We start from the raw sequence: 16,384 nt of genomic DNA on the forward strand, positions 1-16,384 counted from the left end.
TCGTCTGTGGACAGCATCCAAGTATCCGCTCGGCTACTCCGAAGACTCCTGAAGATCAGCGAACGGATACTCGGAGTTGTTTTCTTCGCCGCTATTCTGCTTTTCCTTTTGCGCCATCATCAGGAGCTCGACGCGTTACGTCACCTCCGTTTGGTGGCGCCGCAGTGGTTAGCTGTCGCGCTGCTCGCGCAAATCCTGGCTCTGCTCGCAATCGCTCGGCAACTTCAGCGCCTCGCGCACATCTTGGGATATCGCTTATCCCTCACGAGACTGCTCCGCGCTGATCTTCATCGCGTCGCTATCAGTACCGTGACTCCGGCTGGCGCAGCAGTCGGTGCGGCGGTCTTTGCGCGAGACCTCGAATCTGACGGTGTCCCACTGGACACCGGGCTGACGATCACGCTGCTCTACGGCGTGATTGGCTTTCTGTCTTTCATGCTTCTCTTTCCTGTTTCCCTCCTGTCCGCGGTGACCCTTCCGTCAGCCGTCCAAGGCGATTTGCGGTCAATGCTTGCGAGCCCCCGCACGCTTGGTGCTCTGGCAGTCGTTCTCGCTGTGCTTCTCGTGGGGCTACTGATGTGGGGACGCTCACGGCGAGCACTTCCTCGCCCCCTACACGTCATGCTCACTGTTGACAAGCGGAAACTCCTGCCCGTCATGCTCTTGGCTCTCTCGGTTGATCTCTTGAATGTAGTCCTCCTTTTCGCGGCCTTCGCTGCGCTGGGGCGACCGCTCCCCTTACCTGAAGTGCTGATCGGTTACCAGGTTGGCTATCTGTTCGCGTTCGTCGTGCCCTTTGCCCAGGGAAGCGGCGCGGTCGAGCTGGCGGGTGTCGCAGCATTCCGAGCATTCGGGGTGTCGCCGCCGATCGCGGTTGCTGCCGTCCTGCTCTGGCGAGCGTACGAACTCTGGCTTCCCTTCACGCTCGGTAGCCTGCTCTGGTTACAGCGCGAACCGCTCATCCGCCGCGGGATTGGCCGTCTACCTGCCTTGCTTCTCCTGTGGTCGGGTTTCATCAGCATTTTCGGCCTTCTCGAACCGCAGCGGCATCGAGTGCTGGTGCGTGGTCTGGAGAGGGTAGGGCTCCTGGAACCTTGGGAAGTGTCCCGAAACCTGGAATTGTTACTCGGGTTTCTTTCGATCATCATTTCCATCCACCTCTGGCGCTGGAAGCGTGCGGGATGGTTCGCGGCCGTGGGCTTGCTGCTTGTCTCGATCACCCAGCAGGTGGTCGGGCGACGTGATCCGGTCGTTCTCGGTCTGTCTCTTCTCGCTTTGCTCCTCGTGTTTGGCTGGCGCGAGTTTCGCGTTCGCTCCGACACGCCGACCGTGCTCCGTGGGCTTGGCACCGCTGTCGCAGGAATCGCTGTGGCGGTCTCTTACGGTGCGTCAGGGCTCGTCATCCTTAGTCGCCATGCACTTGCACCCGGACCCCTCAGCTGGGCAGAAGCGGTTCGGCTTCTTGTCGCTTCGGGTTTCGGTTTTGGAAACTGGGAAGTCGTCCCTCTGTCACGTTATGGTGCCTGGTTTCTGGACTCGATCCCGCTCGTCATCGGTGGAGCTCTGCTCAATGCCGCCTGGAGTTTAGGACAGCCCGTGGTCTGGCGGGCGATCACTCACGAGCGCGAGCGACAACAGGCACGCTCGATCATCGAGCGCTGTGGCAACTCGTCGCTCGACTTTTTCAAGTGGTGGCCAGATAAGTGGTTCTTTTTCTCGCGAGAAAGCGAAGGCGTTGTGGCCTATCGGGTATATGGTCGTGTCGCGCTGGCACTGGGCGATCCGAACGCGTGCAGCCAACACGGGTTTACGCACGTCCTCAGGGAATTCCTCGATTTTTGTTCGCTGAACGACTGGGAACCGGCATTCCATCAAGTCACAGAGGCGTACCTGGACAGCTATCGTGCATGTGGCCTGCGCTGGTTGAAGATCGGGGAGGAGGCCATCGTCGATCTGCGTGACTGGTCGTTGCAGCGTCCCGGATTCAAGGATTTTCGGTATCTCGTCCGTCGTTTCCAGCGAGAAGGGTATGTCTTCGAGCTGGTTCAGCCACCGCTCAGTCAAGCGTTGCTCGACGAGCTCGAAGCAGTTTCCAAGGAATGGTTGACGGTACCGGGAAGGCGAGAGCGTTTCTTTACGCAGGGGCAATTCTCGAAGGCGTACCTTCGGAGTACCCCCGTGACGTTGCTTCGTCACCCCGCGATCGGAGTCGTCGCTTTCGCGAATCTCATACCGAGTGGTGTTCCGGGGGAAGCGACGATCGACCTCATGCGGAGACGCCACGAGCCGTACGGGGCGATGGATGTTCTGCTCGTCCATCTCCTCGAGTGGTGCCGTGAGCAGGGATATCAGCGGTTGTCGCTCGGGCTAGCACCGTTGGCTGGGGTGGAAATTCCCGGCCTCGCGACGGATACCCTGCGCCAGCGCTTCTACGGTTTGCTCGACCTCTTTTTCTCCATCGAGGGGTTGCGCCACTACAAGGCGAAGTTTCATCCACACTGGGAACCGCGCTTTCTCGTCTACCGCTCGGCAGTCGCCCTACCGGCCATTGGACTGGCACTGCTCCGTGCCACGGGCGGTGGCACTCCAAGCGAGCGACTGAGCGAAGAGCTGGCACAGTGAGGTGTACCTCGATTCCTGAGCTTGAATCCCCCGAATGGGCTAGTGCTTCCGTACGCTGACCCCATTCAGAGATGCTCTAGACAAGCCGTTCTGATTTCAATGAGCAACAGGGGTGCACGATGCTGGGGGTCGCATGCTCCGTGGCGGACGACTGTATCTCGTGACCGGCCTCGTCCTGGCTGGTCTGGCACTGATTCTTGCCTTCGTCGCTCTCCAGCAGCAACGCGCTCCGGCTCCAACAGAGCCGACTGCGACGCCAGTAGTGCCCGTGGTGGTCGCGGCACGCGATATTCGCGCCGGCACGGTGTTGACCCTGGATGACGTTCAAGTTATCGATGCGGATCCGAGTTCGGTGGCTCCCGGTACCGCTCGTCAACCGGACCAGGTGGTCGGTCTAGTCGTCGCCGGTGACCTGGTAGTAGGGCAACGGATCCTGATGGCGAACCTCATCGTTCCCTCGGTCTCGAATCTCTTGCAACCCGGGAAACGCGCGGTTGCGATCCCGGTGGATCGTATCAATGCCGTCGGAGGGCTGATCCAACCGAACGATCTCATCGATCTTGTGTACGCGGGCCGTGTCAATCTGGTAAGGGTGCTGCCGACAGAACCGATAGAAATGCCGGATGGTGGGCAAGGCTTCAGCCCACCCCCGGAGTCGGTAACCTTGCTGCCGCCCGGCACCAAGGCAACCTCTTATCCGTACGCAGGGGCACCCGGATCCCGGGTCATCATCACGGATACTGGTGAGGGGCAACCAGTCGCAAAGATCGTCTTGCAAAACTTGCGCGTCCTCCAAGTCATCGCCGGGACGACGGTGGTCGGAGCGACGCCCGGTGAGCGCTCGCAAGCCGAAATCAGTGCGACTGCGAGCGCGACCCCGACGGCGGAAACCGAAACGACATTGCCGCCGGTCGACTTGCTCGTCGTCGAGGCTGACCCGAAGCAGGCAGAACTGATCACGTTCCTTCTCGATCAAAATGTCCGTTATCAAGTCCTCCTGCGTGCTCGGGGCGATACCACAGAGGTGACGACGGACGGCGTGACGTACGATCGATTGGTCACTGACTTCGGTCTTCCAGTTCCAGCGCCCGTGGAAGTGGGTGGAGGGCCACAGTGACGGGGAACGTGACCATCCGCATCCTCATCGTCGATGATATCCCTGAAAGCCGGGACAACATCGAACGTCTCTTGAATTTCGAACCCGACTTTCGCGTCGTCGGCAAGGCGGGACGAGGCGAGGACGGTATCGAGCAAGCTCTGCGCTTGCAACCGCATGTGGTCCTGCTTGACCAGACGCTACCGGATCGTGACGGCCTCGAGGTTGCTGCCGCGATCACGGCACGCGCTCCCGGTATTGGGATCATCTTGCTGGGCCTGGCTCAGAACCCCGATATGCTACGACGGGCGATGGCGGCCGGTGCGCGGGAATATCTCACGAAGCCATTCAGTTACGAGGAACTCGTCGAGGCAGTTCGCCGTGTGGGACGGTTGGCGAATCCTCACGTCACTGTTATGAACGGTGCCGTCGCCTCTCACCCCCCAGTGGCCATGAGCAATCCACCGTTGCCTGGTCGGTCGGGGGAAGTCGTTGTCGTGCTCGGCAGCAAAGGGGGGATCGGGCGGACCTTTCTCGCGACCAACCTCGCGATCGTTCTCGGTTGTCACCTGGAACGCGACGTGGTGCTCGTCGATGCCGACGTCATGCGGGGTGACGTCGCTGTCCTTCTCAACCTGCCACCGCAGCGTACCTGGACCGATGTCTCCCGTTTACCGGCCGGGATGGTAGACAGCGAGATCATACGCGAACTGCTCACGCGTCATGCCAGTGGCATACGGGTGCTGCTGGCACCAGCGAGCCTGGAAGAGGCCGAGCACGTTCAGCCGTCGCGCGTGCAAGAGACCCTGCACGAGTTACGACGCATCGCCGATTTCGTCGTCGTGGATACTCGTGGTGGTTACGATGACATCACACTGGCTTGTGCGGATGCGGCGACAACGCTGGTGTGGGTGCTTTCGCTGGAGATGACCGCGATCAAGGATACGAAGCTGTTTCTCGAGCTCGCGGCACGGCTGGGGTATCAAGAGAAGCGGCAATTTTTCGTCTTGAATCACATTAGCCCGGCAGGTGGACTGACTCCTGACGAAGTCGAAGAGACATTACGCGTGCCGATTCCGGCTCGTATTCCGTCCGACCCTGCAGCTGTTGTGCGCAGTATCAACGAGGGGAGCCCCTTGGCCTGGAACAACCGGCAGCACCGCATCGTGGCGGAACTGGAGCGGCTCGCTCTGCTGATGCTAGAGGAGCGAGAAGAGAGCACGCGAGAACCTGTCCGTCGACGACGTTTCGCCTTGCCGCGCTTCCGCAACGGTTCCACACGGTAATGCGGAGGGGGTGAAGCATGTCGCTTCTCCGCCGACTGGGTTCAACGAACGAGACCGGTCCGCTCGCGAACGATCTGGCTTCGTCGCCAGCGGACAACAAGGGCGAGAACACTGGGCTCGGGACGCCGCAGCTCTCGCAGACGCTCAAGCGACCGGCACTCCGCGCTTCAGCAACGCCCACTCCGGATGATGCGTTCCATCAGTTGAAGAGTCGTGTCCAGAACCGCGTCATCGCAGAACTCGATCCCCGGATGGACTTGAGTGATGCTGAGAGGGTCCGGAGGACACTGGAGGAAACCTTCCTCTCAGTACTCGAGTCCGAAGGGATCGTCCTCAGTCGCGTGGAGCGGCATCGTCTGTTCGAGGCTATCGTCGCGGAGATTCTGGGTTACGGCCCGATCGAACCGCTCCTGAAGGATGACACCGTTACGGAGATCATGGTGAACGGGCCGAAGCAGGTTTGGGTCGAGCGGAACGGTAAGCTGGAGAAGACGACGATTCAGTTCGATGACGACGAGCATGTGATGCGGATCATCGACCGGATCGTCTCACCGCTCGGTCGTCGGATCGACGAAAGTTCGCCGATGGTGGACGCGCGCCTTCCGGATGGCTCGCGTATCAATGCAGTCATCCCACCGATCTCGCTCGTCGGCCCCTGCTTGACCATCCGAAAGTTCAGTCGTGACCCGCTGACCGTTGACGACCTCATTCGCTTCGGGACGATGACACCGGAAATCGCACAATTCCTCGAGGCGTGTGTGCAGGCGCGCTTGAACATCGTCGTTTCTGGCGGCACGGGCTCCGGGAAGACGACGCTCCTCAACGTCCTGTCGTCGTTCATTCCCGGCGATGAGCGGATCGTGACGATCGAAAATGCTGCTGAGCTTCAGTTGCGGCAAGAGCACGTCGTGACACTCGAATCGCGTCCGGCGAACATCGAAGGAAAGGGCGAAGTTACGATCCGCGATCTGGTGATCAATGCCTTGCGGATGCGACCAGATCGCATCGTCGTCGGTGAGTGCCGCGGCGGTGAAGCGCTCGACATGCTCCAGGCGATGAATACCGGTCACGACGGTTCGATGACGACGGTACACTCCAATAGCCCGCGTGATACGTTGCATCGACTCGAGACAATGGTCCTCATGGCCGGCATGGACTTGCCGGTTCGGGCGATCCGTGAACAGATCGCCTCCGCGCTCGACTTGATCGTGCATATGGCTCGTCTCAAGGACGGATCACGAAAGATCGTTGCGATCACCGAAGTTCAGGGGATGGAAGGTGACGTCATCGTTCTGCAAGACGTTTTCGTTTTCGAGCAAACCGGCTACGAGAATGGCAAGGTGCTCGGCCGTATCAAGCCGACGGGTGTCCGGCCGAAGTTCGTCGAAAAGTTCGAGGTGGCGAACATCTATTTGCCGCCTCAGATCTTCGGTGTGACGTACACCCGTGCGCTCGGGAGGTAAGGCGTGCTGCAGGAGCCGCTCGTCCTCATGGCGTTGTTCCTCGCTGGAGCGGCAGCAATCCTCCTGCTGGCAGGCTTGCGTACTCGGACGGGCGATGCAGCGGTCGAACGACGCCTCGAGCAGTATGCCGGCGAGGAGCGCTTGGAACCCGAGACCGCCGCCGGGACGAACCTCGTAGCGCGGCGAGTCGATCGAGCAGTACGCGGACGTCCCTTCGCTGAGGCGATGCGAACGAATCTGTCCCGCGCAGATCTCCGCTTGACAGTCGGTGAATTCTTGCTGTTGCGATTCGGAACGCTGATCGTCGGTTTTGCACTCGGTTTCGTGGCCGGGCGCGGCTTGACGCGGCCAGTACTGGGACTCTTCGTCGGCCTGCTGTTCGCGATCGCTGGCTGGCTGTTGCCGCACTACTACGTGCTGTGGCGCGCCCGTCGTCGCTTGCAGCAGTTCATCAATCAGCTGGGCGATACGATCGGCCTGATGGCCAACTCGTTGCGCGCCGGCTATAGCCTCCTGCAAACGATGGATCTGGTCGCTCGCGAGTCCTCTCCCCCGATCGCGGACGAGTTCCGGCGGGTCGTGCGAGAAGTCGGACTGGGAGTGCCGCTGCAAGAGGCGCTCGAGCACATGCTTCGACGGGTTCCGAGCGATGACCTGGATCTGCTCGTGACTGCGATCGCGATCAACCACGAAGTGGGGGGAAACCTCGCGCAGATCCTCGACGTCATCGGTGAAACGATCCGCGAACGCGTGCGCATCAAGGGTGAGATTCGCGTATTGACTGCGCAACAAAGTCTTTCCGGTTACGTGATATCGCTCCTACCGGTGGGGTTAGCGATCGTCATCTTCTTGCTGAATCCGGACTACCTCGGAAGCTTGTTCACCTGGCCGTGGATTTGTATGCCGATCGGTGCGGTTATCTCGATGGTCATCGGCTTCTTCGTCATGCGCCGGATCGTCGCCATCGAGGTGTAGGGGATGGCAATGATGGTCGTTTGGGCCAGCTTCATCCTCGCGATCGGGAGTGCGTTGCTGTTCCTTCTCGGGCTGCGTGCTCAGCGGCGCGCAATGGTGCTCGAGGAGCGACTCGCTCGCTTCGGACATCGCCCGCCGTCACTCGACGATCTCGAACTGCAGCTCCCGTTTCGCCAGCGCGTCCTCTACCCGTTCTTCGAGCGTCTCGCGCGGCTCGTGGTTCGATTCACTCCTGGTGCTTCTTTAGAGCGAATTCAGCAGCGACTCGTCGAGGCCGGTCTGGCCGGTTCGATGCGGCCAGGAACCTTCATCGGGATCCAGGTCGTACTGACACTCGGGCTCGGCGTGCTGGGAGCATTCCCGTTTGTCTCAGGCAGTGGCCCAGCGCTCTATCGGGTCGGTTTGCCATTCGTCATGGGAGCGCTCGGCTGGGTTTTGCCACGTACCTGGTTGAGCCGTCGAATCGCGCAGCGCAAGCGGGCGATACAACGGGCGTTGCCGGATGCGATCGATCTGCTGGTGATCAGTGTGGAGGCCGGATTGGGCTTCGACCAGGCGTTGTTACGTGTCGTCGAAAAATGGGACAACGAACTCACGAAAGAATTCGCACAAACCCTGTCCGAAATGCGCATGGGCCTACCGCGACGCCAAGCGTTACGGGATCTGGCGCGTCGGGTCAACGTCGACGAGCTGAACGTGTTCATCGCTTCGCTCGTCCAAGCCGATCAACTCGGTGTCAGCGTGAGCCAGGTGCTGCGTGCACAAGCCAACCAGATGCGGTTGCGGCGTCGGCAGCGCGCGCAAGAGCTGGCCCAGAAAGCGCCGATCAAGATGATTTTCCCGATGGTCTTCTTGATCTTCCCTGCTCTGTTCGTCGTGATTCTCGGACCGGCTGTTCCACGGATCATCGAAGCATTTCGCTAGGGAAGCGAGGCTGCGCCGGACAGACTGGGCGGTGCGATGGTGATCGTGGGATCGTCGAAGCGGGCGAACTCACCAGTCATGTAGTGGCCCGGACCCATCATGACGTATCGACGAATGCGGAGATCGTTGATACCGACCCACAGTTGGTAGTAAAAGCCGCTCGCTCGATCGCGAAACGTGATGTGGTAACAGCTGATACCGTCGATCGCCTGGATACCGAGGATGCGGACATCCTCAGCGGTCTCTGCATAGCGGTACGTTGGCCAGCGGAACGGTTGACTGCCAGGCCACGGTTGTTCGGACCAGGGTTGCCCTGAAGTGCGGTCGTAGCGGGTCCGGTCGATGATGATCGTCTCGGTCGATGGTCGCCCAGGTATCGTATTCGTGTAGGCGGCACGATCGGGGGCTTGGTAGCGAACGATCGTCTCCACGACTGGGCCACCGCTCGTGAGATGCGTGCGTTCCTCGACAGTGCGCAACTCGTTCATCGCTGCATCGACGGCGCGCAGGAGAGTTAACCCGTCCGGGATCGGAATAGGTATCGTGAACAGGGCAGGAGGCGACTCTTCGCCTGCTCTCCTGACGTATACGGCGAACTCCCAGGTCTGGGCAGCGAGCGTGAGGGTGCCGTGGTACGTCGTGGACTCTCGCTCGAGCCGAACCAGGCGTGGTCCTTCCGCGGTTTGCACTGCCACGGTCACTTCGGCATCATCGACCTCGGTGCCGTTGGGAGCTGAAGCTGCAACCGTGATCTCGTTGATTCCAACGCTGGCCGGGTGAATCGCGAACTCGACTAGATACGGGCCTGCATTCTGTGCCAGGACGAGACCAGGTTTTTCGGGAGCACGTTGCACTGCTGTGCGGGCGGGAGTCAGCAGAGTCAGGGCACCAGCCACGATGAGCGTGATCGTGGCTGGAAAACCACCGAGTCGGAGGAGCGACCAAGGGAGATCGCGGCGACGGAACCAGGAGCGTATGCCGAGCAATACCGGAATGCCCAGAAGGAAGAGTAGGCCGAGTTTGACGAGCAGCAGCCGGCCATACCAGCTGGATCCCAGTGCGACGGGCGAGGGCACGTTGACCCACAAGCTGTAGGCGCCGGAGAGGAGGAGCGGTTCGCTCACGGCGAAGAGCGCGATAAACCAGCGGCGCAAGTGTTCTTCAGCCCTGCCGAGGGAACGCTCGGAACCGTGCAATGCCTCCCGCAGGGCCACGGGCAACAGCACGAAACTCCCGAGCAGCGCAGCACCGGTAGCCGTGTGGACGGCTGCGATCGTGACGCTCAAGGCGGAGAGCGGGGCAGTAACGGCGTGTCCATCGAGAACACGGAGCGCGACGAGCGCTCCTGCGCTGAGGATGGAACCGGCTCCGCGAACTCGCCACGGCACCGGCAACGTCGCCATTCCGAACACGACCAGTCCGACGAACAGATTGAGGAGCCACAGCGAAGCTGGACGGGAAAGCGCGAGCGCTCCGATCGTGCGGAGGAGATGGTCACTGCCTGCCAGGGAGAGCAGCGCACTCAGCTGAGCGACCGCGGCGACACTGACCAGTATCGCGCCAGTGCGCGTAGCCCGACGCAGTGGACGTTGGACGGAGGGCATGACACGATTGCCGCCGGCGAGAGCCAGGAAAACACTCCCGAGCACCAGCGCGAGGCCCAGTAGGTGAAGCAGTCGGGCACCACTCTGCAAGACGATGGAGGGTTCGACTCGGGGAACTCCCGGAGATTGCGTCGATGACCCGACCGAAAACGAATAGTGCCCGCTGACGAGGTGGCCGTCGACACCGATGACGGAGTAGCGAACCGTGTACGTACCCTCTTCGTCCGAATTTTCGAGTGGAATGAGAATCGTCGTTCGCTGCTCGTCGAAATGTATCGTTCCATCGAGCTGGACGGGACGGCCGCTCGGCGCCAGAACGACGATGCCGTTCCCGATGACATCGACGGGTTCCGAAAATGACAGCGACAGGATTGTCGGGAACTGCTGGAGAAGGGCATCGGGTGGTGGATCGGCGCTGAAGAGTTCAGCATGAGCTGAAACCTGGCGGGGAAGGGTGAGGATGCCGATCGATACGAGTAGGAGTACGAAGAGGTAGTGTCGCCCACGGAAGGATCGGGTACGGTGTGACATCGTCCAATCCATCTCCCCGAACGAGTAATGGTAACAACCGGAGTGCCTGGGAGGTGCGGACACCAGGAGGAGCGGATGAACACGTCTTACTCGAGGTATCCTCTGGTGCAGTCGTCGCGGATCGCGTCGAAATCGCCAGCACCTGGTGGCGCCGGCTGCGGGGCTTACTAGGGCGGTCCGCTTTGCGCCCAGGAGAGGCTCTCGTCCTGGTGCCGTGCTCGTCGATTCATACTCTCGGCATGCGCTTTTCGATCGATGTTGTCTTTCTCGACAGTTACTGGCGTATTCGCTGTCTAGCTGAGTCGGTTTCGCCGTGGCGGGTCGGGCCGATCTGCCCGGGGGCTCGGTACGTGATCGAGTTGCCAGCTGGGACCATCGCACGATGCCGCCTCACGCGAGGACAACTCTTGCGACTGGTGCCGAACGAAGGGTCGTGCGAACGAGATGATGCCGTTTCGCCGTGAGACCAGGACTCTTCGATTGCTGCACTGGTTGAACCAGCAGCTCGAACGCCTCCTGTTCACGCCGACCTGCGGCGGCTGCGGTTGGCCAGGAGCCTGGTGGTGTGCGCGGTGCGCTCTGTCCATTAATCAGGCGCGACTGATGGGATCGCGGTGCGCGCGATGTGACTTACCGGGTTCGTCCGCGGATCGCTGTCGGGAGTGTTCCGCGTGGCCTAGTGTCATCGAGGCTGTCCGGGCGGCCTATGTGTACGATGGAGTGGTTCGCTCAGCCCTCCATCGCGTGAAGTATCGGGGCGAGCGGCGGCGTGGTGAGGTGCTGGCTGCCGACGTGGCTGCGGTTGCTCCCGAGCTGCTCGCGCACTGGCAGGGAGCGTTCAGCTGTGTCGTGCCGGTTCCCTTGCACAGAACACGGTTGCAGGAGCGCGGCTTCAATCAGAGTGCGCTCATCGCGCGGGCTATCGCACGGACGCTCGCTCTGCCCATGCGAGAAGAGCTGGTGCGCGTGAAGTCGACGCTCTCGCAAGTTGGGCTGACACAAGCCGACCGTATCCGGAACGTGAGCAATGCGTTTCGCTGGATCGGTTCACCGCTGCAGGGTACCGTTCTCCTGGTCGACGACGTCGTGACGACGGGCGCAACGATCAGTGCGGCGGCTGAGGCACTGGAATCGGCAGGCGCACAGTCGGTCGTCGTGCTCGCGCTGGCGAGGGCGCGATTCGATTAGCGGTGTACGGCCAAGCGCGCGATTTCCTCCTCCGTGACACAACGAGCCCACTGGTCCGCCTCCAGGATGGCGTCAAGCGTGAGAGGGGCACCGAGGGGGCGGTGCTGCTCCACGACCCGGCGAACCAGTGGCACGATATCGGTGAAACGGATGCGTCCTTCGAGAAAGGCCTGAACTGCTACCTCGTCACTGGCACTGAGCACGGTGGGATAGGTGCTTCCCGCCCGACCGACCTCGCGGGCCAGCTCGAGTGCCGGGAAGCGTGCCGGATCCGGAGCGAAGAATTCCAGTTTGCTGATGGTAGCGAGATCCAGCGGCAGAACCAATCCTGGTGGTCGTTCCGGATAGAGAAGCGCGTATTGGATCGGCACGCGCATATCTGGGTAAGCGGCGTGGGCGAGTGTGGAGCCGTCACGAAAGCTAACGATGGCATGGAGAATGCTTTGCGGGTGGATAACGACATCGATGAGCTCGAAGGGAAGGTCGAAAAGCCAGTGCGCCTCGATTATCTCGAGCCCCTTGTTCATCAAGGTCGCGGAGTCGATTGTAATCTTCGGTCCCATCCGCCATGTCGGATGGGCTAGCGCTTCCGCGGGAGTCACAGCCTCCAACCGCTCGAGGGGTGTTGTGCGGAAGGGTCCACCGGAGGCAGTGATGATGACTCGGTCGAGTTCCTCCCGGCGGTGGGGAATATGCAAGAGCTGCCAGAGCGCACTGTGCTCGCTGTCGATCGGTCGGATCGTGGCTCCATGCTCACTGGCTGTACGCATGAGGAGTTCGCCAGCGCAAACCACACTCTCTTTGTTGGCGAGCGCGATGCATTTCCCCGCGGCGGCGGCGGCCAAGGTCGGACGCACGCCAGCTTGACCAGCCAGGGCGATGACGACGATGTCCGCCTCGGTCAGGGTCGCGGCGGCGACCAGACCTTCCGGTCCACTCATCACGGTTGGTGCGGACACAGCCCGCTGCTCGGTCGGTTCGGCGACAACGACCAGACGTGGGCGATAGCGAGCGACTTGGCTCGCCAGGAGTGCGCTCTCACGCCGAGCAGCGAGCGCCACAACCTCGAAGCGGTCTGCGTGCGCGTCGACAACCTCGAGCGTTTGCCGCCCGATCGACCCGGTCGATCCCAAGATGCTGAGCCGGAGTCGCATCAGTTCCCTCCGGTGAGGAGTGTAGCAAGAAGCAAGGTGGCAGGAATGGTCACCAAGAGTGCGTCGATACGATCGACCACGCCGCCATGTCCCGGCAGGAGGGTACCGAAATCCTTGATTCCAGCTGCGCGCTTCATGTATGACTCAGCGAGATCGCCGAGTTCGGCAAGAAGAGCGATGATGACGCCGAATGCCGCACTCGCCCACGGTGACAGTGGGAGACCGAAGAGCATTCCAGTTGCCAGACCGATAACGAGACCGGTCACGCACCCGGCGACGGCGCCCTCCCAAGTCTTGCCCGGACTGACTCGAGGCGCGAGCTTCCGTCGGCCGAATCGCCGGCCGACCAGGTACGCAGCGATATCCGTGAACCAGGTGACTGCGAGGGCCCAGGCCAGCCATGCGAGACCGAGGGCAGTCGTCGAGGAGCCGGTGAGGTCAGCGATGGTCGTGATCCACAGTGCGCTCGGCCGCCCCTCCATCGCGCGGAGTACTTGACTCGCTGCCAGAGGGATGCCGAGGTAAGTCGCCGCGAAAGCTGCCAGCGTGCCTGCCTGCATCCCGTGTCGGAATTCGGTTCCCCACGTATGCCAGGCGAACGGGAGGAAGATCGAGAGGCTCACTGCTGCCGGAAAGAGTGTCTCCGGAAGGGGCGACGCTGCCAAAAGAATTGGCACGCTCCCGGCGAGGACGATACTCGGTACCGAGAGCGGCCTCTCGACCAGGTGACCCAAACCGGCGGCTAGTTCACGTGCACCGAGGAGAAGAACCGAAAGAAGCAGCATGAGCCAAGGATATGGCCCCAGTGCGAGCGGCACGACAGTCATCAATAGGACGATCGTTGCACTTATGGTGCGCTGGCGCACGGTTCCGAGGCCTGGTTCGATCGTTGCGTATCCCAGAGGCCCCCGAAACGGCGCTCTCGCCGTTGATAGTCTCTGATCGCTGCCTCGAATTCCTCGGGGGTAAAGTCTGGCCAGAGAGTAGGGGTGAAGTAGTACTCAGCGTAGGCTGCCTGCCAGATGAGGAAGTTACTCGTCCGCAGTTCGCCGGACGTGCGGATGATCAGGTCAGGATCCGGCATGCCGGCCGTGAAGAGGTACCGCTCGACGGTCGCTTCGTCGACCGCTTCGGGTGGAATGCCATCTTCGATGATACGTCGGATAGCTCGGACGATTTCGGCGCGGCCACCGTAGTTGAAGGCGATCGTCAAGATGATCCGATCGTTGTTCTTCGTTCGCTCGATGGCGTTTTGTATCTGCTTTTGAAGCTCGGGTGAGAGACCGTCGAGACTACCGATATGACGGAGTTGGGCGCCGTGGCGGTGCAACTCGTCCGTTTCGCGCTCGATGACCTCGCTGAGGATCTGCATCAATCCCTCGACTTCTTCTCTCGGACGGCGCCAGTTCTCCGTCGAGAATGCCCATAACGTGAGATAGCGAATGCCGAGTTCAGCGGCCTTGAACGTAATCGGTCGGATGTTCTCGGTACCAGCCCGGTGCCCAGCCAAGCGAGGCAACCCTCGCCGGGTCGCCCAGCGACCGTTCCCATCCATGATGATCGCGACATGCGTGGGGACAGGACCGCATGGCGAGTCGCGAGTGTCTTGGGGATGGCGATCAGACTTCGAGGATGTCATGCTCCTTCTGCTTTCCGAGTTTGTCAGCTTCGGCTATGTACCGGTTCGTCAGATCCTGGAGCCGTTGCTCGGCGCGTCGCTCGTCGTCCTCGCTGATCTGCTTCTCTTTGAGAAGTTTCTTGATATCGGCGAGGGCATCGCGGCGGATGTTTCGGATGGCAACCTTGGCCTCCTCGACGTGCTGGTGGACCATTTTCACGAGCTGTTTGCGGCGTTCTTCAGTCAGCGGTGGCAAGAGCACACGCAAGGTCTGGCCATCGACAGAGGGATTAAGACCGAGTTCCGATTGGCGAAGCGCCTTCTCGACTGCGCTGACGGCGCTACTGTCCCAGACCTGAATGACGAGGAGACGCGATTCCGGGGCGGTAATGCTGGCGAGCTGATTGAGCGGCATCGGGGTGCCGTAGTAATTCACTGCGAGATGCTCGATGAGACTGGGGGATGCACGACCGGCACGGATGCCGGACAGTTCGTTTCTGAGAAGTTCCAAGCTCTTCTTCATGCGATGTTCAGCATCGCGGAGAATGTCGTCGATCATCGCCCGAACTCCCTTCGATGACCGACCGTTCGATTACGCGTAGGCCGACGTACCGGAACAAACGAGCGTGCCGACTTCGTGGCCAAGTGCTGCTTTCTCAATATTACCTGGCACGAGCAAGTCGAAAACGATGACTGGGAGGTCATTTTCACGACACAAGGCCAGGGCTGACTGGTCCATCACCCGGAGATTCTTCTCGAGCGCTTCTTGATGAGACACGACTCGATACTTGCGCGCGCGTGGATTGCGACGAGGATCATCGTCATAGACACCGTCGACGCGGTACTTGCCCATCAAAAGGACGTCACAATTGAGTTCGACGGCGCGCAGTGCTGCGGCAGTATCGGTGGTGAAGTAGGGATTCCCGGTTCCGCCGGCCAGAATGACGATACGCCCCTTTTCCATATGTCGGATCGCGCGCCGGCGGATGTATGGTTCGGCGACCTGGTGCATTTCGATCGCAGTCTGGACGCGCGTCGGCACCCCTTGTCGCTCGAGTGCGTCCTGGAGGGCAAGTGCATTGATGACGGTTGCGAGCATACCCATGTAGTCGGCGGTAGCTCGATCCATACCGCGTGCACTCGCGGCCAGTCCGCGCCAGATGTTCCCACCGCCGACAACGAGCGCGATCTGAATTCCCCTCGCCGCGACCCGCGCGATCTCCTCGGCGAGGCGAGCCACCACGCCCGGATCGATGCCATAACCGACGTCACCCATCATCGCCTCGCCGGAGACCTTCAAGAGCACGCGTCGGTACGGTCCGCGGGTGCTCGAGTCGTTCGCTCGCATCATGCCTCGTCGCTACCGAGCTCGAAGCGTGCGAAGCGCCGGACACGGATATTCTCTCCCAGGCGTGCGATCGCCTCCTTGATGACCTCCTCGACCGTGCGCGAAGCATCCTTGATGAAGGGCTGCTCGAGGAGAACAACCTGCTGGATGAACTTCTCGGCAGACCCAGCCTGGCGTGCCCCTTCCTCGAGTACCTCAGGTGGTACGTCCTCGACGGCCACGTAGCGCGGTGCAGTAGCAGCAACCTGCATTGCGAGGTCGTGAACGAGTTGCTTGAACTCGTCGGTACGCGCGACGAAATCGGTTTCGCAGTTCACCTCGATGAGCGCGCCGATGCGCCCGCCACCATGGATGTAGGCGTGCACCAAGCCCTGGCTCGTTGCGCGACCGGCCTTACGCGCAGCTCGCGCCAAGCCCTGCTGCCGGAGGATCTCGGCGGCACGCTCCATGTCACCGCCCGCCTCTTCGAGCGCCCGTTTCGCGTCCATAATGCCAGCACCAGTACGCTCGCGCAATTCTTTGATCATTTCGGTCGTGATCGTCACGCTGTCCCTCCTCGTCACCGCGGTCCTTCG

Annotated in this window: 15 protein-coding genes; 8 read left to right on the plus strand and 7 right to left on the minus strand. The window is 61.3% G+C overall.

What is annotated here, in order from left to right; genetic code table 11:
• The first annotated feature begins 6 nt into the window (after positions 1 to 6).
• The 6 genes from OO015_RS09415 to OO015_RS09440 all read left to right on the plus strand — a co-directional run bounded on the left by OO015_RS09415 (position 7) and on the right by OO015_RS09440 (position 8,366).
• Positions 7 to 2,622, plus strand: a complete 2,616-nt coding sequence (locus OO015_RS09415) for a bifunctional lysylphosphatidylglycerol flippase/synthetase MprF (protein WP_265940972.1) — start codon at positions 7 to 9, stop codon at positions 2,620 to 2,622.
• Between the two features lie 133 nt (positions 2,623 to 2,755).
• Complete coding sequence (cpaB, locus tag OO015_RS09420; protein ID WP_265940973.1) at positions 2,756 to 3,739, plus strand: Flp pilus assembly protein CpaB; 984 nt, start codon at positions 2,756 to 2,758, stop codon at positions 3,737 to 3,739.
• Positions 3,736 to 5,004 (plus strand): AAA family ATPase, encoded by a 1,269-nt coding sequence (locus tag OO015_RS09425; RefSeq protein ID WP_265940974.1) that lies wholly within the window; start codon positions 3,736 to 3,738, stop codon positions 5,002 to 5,004. Before cpaB ends, OO015_RS09425 begins: the two co-directional genes overlap by 4 nt.
• A 17-nt stretch (positions 5,005 to 5,021) precedes the next feature.
• Positions 5,022 to 6,467: a CpaF family protein gene (locus OO015_RS09430; RefSeq protein WP_265940975.1), complete on the plus strand. Its 1,446-nt coding sequence runs from the start codon at positions 5,022 to 5,024 to the stop codon at positions 6,465 to 6,467.
• A gap of 3 nt (positions 6,468 to 6,470) precedes the next feature.
• Positions 6,471 to 7,442: a type II secretion system F family protein gene (locus tag OO015_RS09435; RefSeq protein ID WP_265940976.1), complete on the plus strand. Its 972-nt coding sequence runs from the start codon at positions 6,471 to 6,473 to the stop codon at positions 7,440 to 7,442.
• A gap of 3 nt (positions 7,443 to 7,445) precedes the next feature.
• Positions 7,446 to 8,366 carry a type II secretion system F family protein gene (locus OO015_RS09440; protein ID WP_265940977.1) on the plus strand — a complete coding sequence of 307 codons (921 nt, stop codon included), beginning with the start codon at positions 7,446 to 7,448 and terminating at the stop codon, positions 8,364 to 8,366.
• Here the strand turns inward: OO015_RS09440 and OO015_RS09445 are convergent.
• Positions 8,363 to 10,501, minus strand: a complete 2,139-nt coding sequence (locus OO015_RS09445) for a copper resistance protein CopC (RefSeq protein ID WP_265940978.1) — start codon at positions 10,499 to 10,501, stop codon at positions 8,363 to 8,365. The genes OO015_RS09440 and OO015_RS09445 overlap by 4 nt on opposite strands.
• Positions 10,502 to 10,554: 53 nt before the next feature.
• On the opposite strand from OO015_RS09445, the gene OO015_RS14235 reads away from it, so the two are divergent.
• Complete coding sequence (locus OO015_RS14235) at positions 10,555 to 10,965, plus strand: DUF192 domain-containing protein (RefSeq protein ID WP_416236575.1); 411 nt, start codon at positions 10,555 to 10,557, stop codon at positions 10,963 to 10,965.
• A gap of 256 nt (positions 10,966 to 11,221) precedes the next feature.
• Positions 11,222 to 11,689, plus strand: a complete 468-nt coding sequence (locus tag OO015_RS09450; protein WP_265940979.1) for a ComF family protein — start codon at positions 11,222 to 11,224, stop codon at positions 11,687 to 11,689.
• Here the strand turns inward: OO015_RS09450 and dxr are convergent.
• From dxr to tsf, 6 genes are read right to left on the minus strand one after another with little or no spacing between them, the layout of a single operon-like run.
• The gene (gene dxr / locus OO015_RS09455; protein ID WP_265940980.1) at positions 11,686 to 12,843 is read right to left on the minus strand and encodes a 1-deoxy-D-xylulose-5-phosphate reductoisomerase; all 1,158 of its coding nucleotides are present in this window, start codon (positions 12,841 to 12,843) and stop codon (positions 11,686 to 11,688) included. The genes OO015_RS09450 and dxr overlap by 4 nt on opposite strands.
• Positions 12,843 to 13,670, minus strand: coding sequence for a phosphatidate cytidylyltransferase (locus OO015_RS09460; RefSeq protein ID WP_265940981.1), 828 nt, complete (start codon positions 13,668 to 13,670; stop codon positions 12,843 to 12,845). Before OO015_RS09460 ends, dxr begins: the two co-directional genes overlap by 1 nt.
• Positions 13,671 to 13,690: 20 nt before the next feature.
• Positions 13,691 to 14,482, minus strand: coding sequence for an isoprenyl transferase (locus OO015_RS09465; protein WP_265940982.1), 792 nt, complete (start codon positions 14,480 to 14,482; stop codon positions 13,691 to 13,693).
• On the minus strand, positions 14,463 to 15,020 hold the full coding sequence (frr, locus tag OO015_RS09470) for a ribosome recycling factor (protein ID WP_265940983.1): 558 nt from the start codon (positions 15,018 to 15,020) through the stop codon (positions 14,463 to 14,465). The genes OO015_RS09465 and frr overlap by 20 nt, the downstream gene beginning before the upstream one ends.
• Before the next feature lie 33 nt (positions 15,021 to 15,053).
• Positions 15,054 to 15,809, minus strand: coding sequence for a UMP kinase (gene pyrH, locus OO015_RS09475; RefSeq protein ID WP_265940984.1), 756 nt, complete (start codon positions 15,807 to 15,809; stop codon positions 15,054 to 15,056).
• A complete protein-coding gene (gene tsf, locus OO015_RS09480; RefSeq protein ID WP_265940985.1) occupies positions 15,809 to 16,354 on the minus strand; it encodes a translation elongation factor Ts in 546 nt (181 codons plus the stop codon). The genes pyrH and tsf overlap by 1 nt, the downstream gene beginning before the upstream one ends.
• Positions 16,355 to 16,384: the final 30 nt, after the last annotated feature.

Source organism: Thermomicrobium sp. 4228-Ro, assembly GCF_026241205.1.
In the GTDB taxonomy this organism is placed as follows: domain Bacteria; phylum Chloroflexota; class Chloroflexia; order Thermomicrobiales; family Thermomicrobiaceae; genus Thermomicrobium.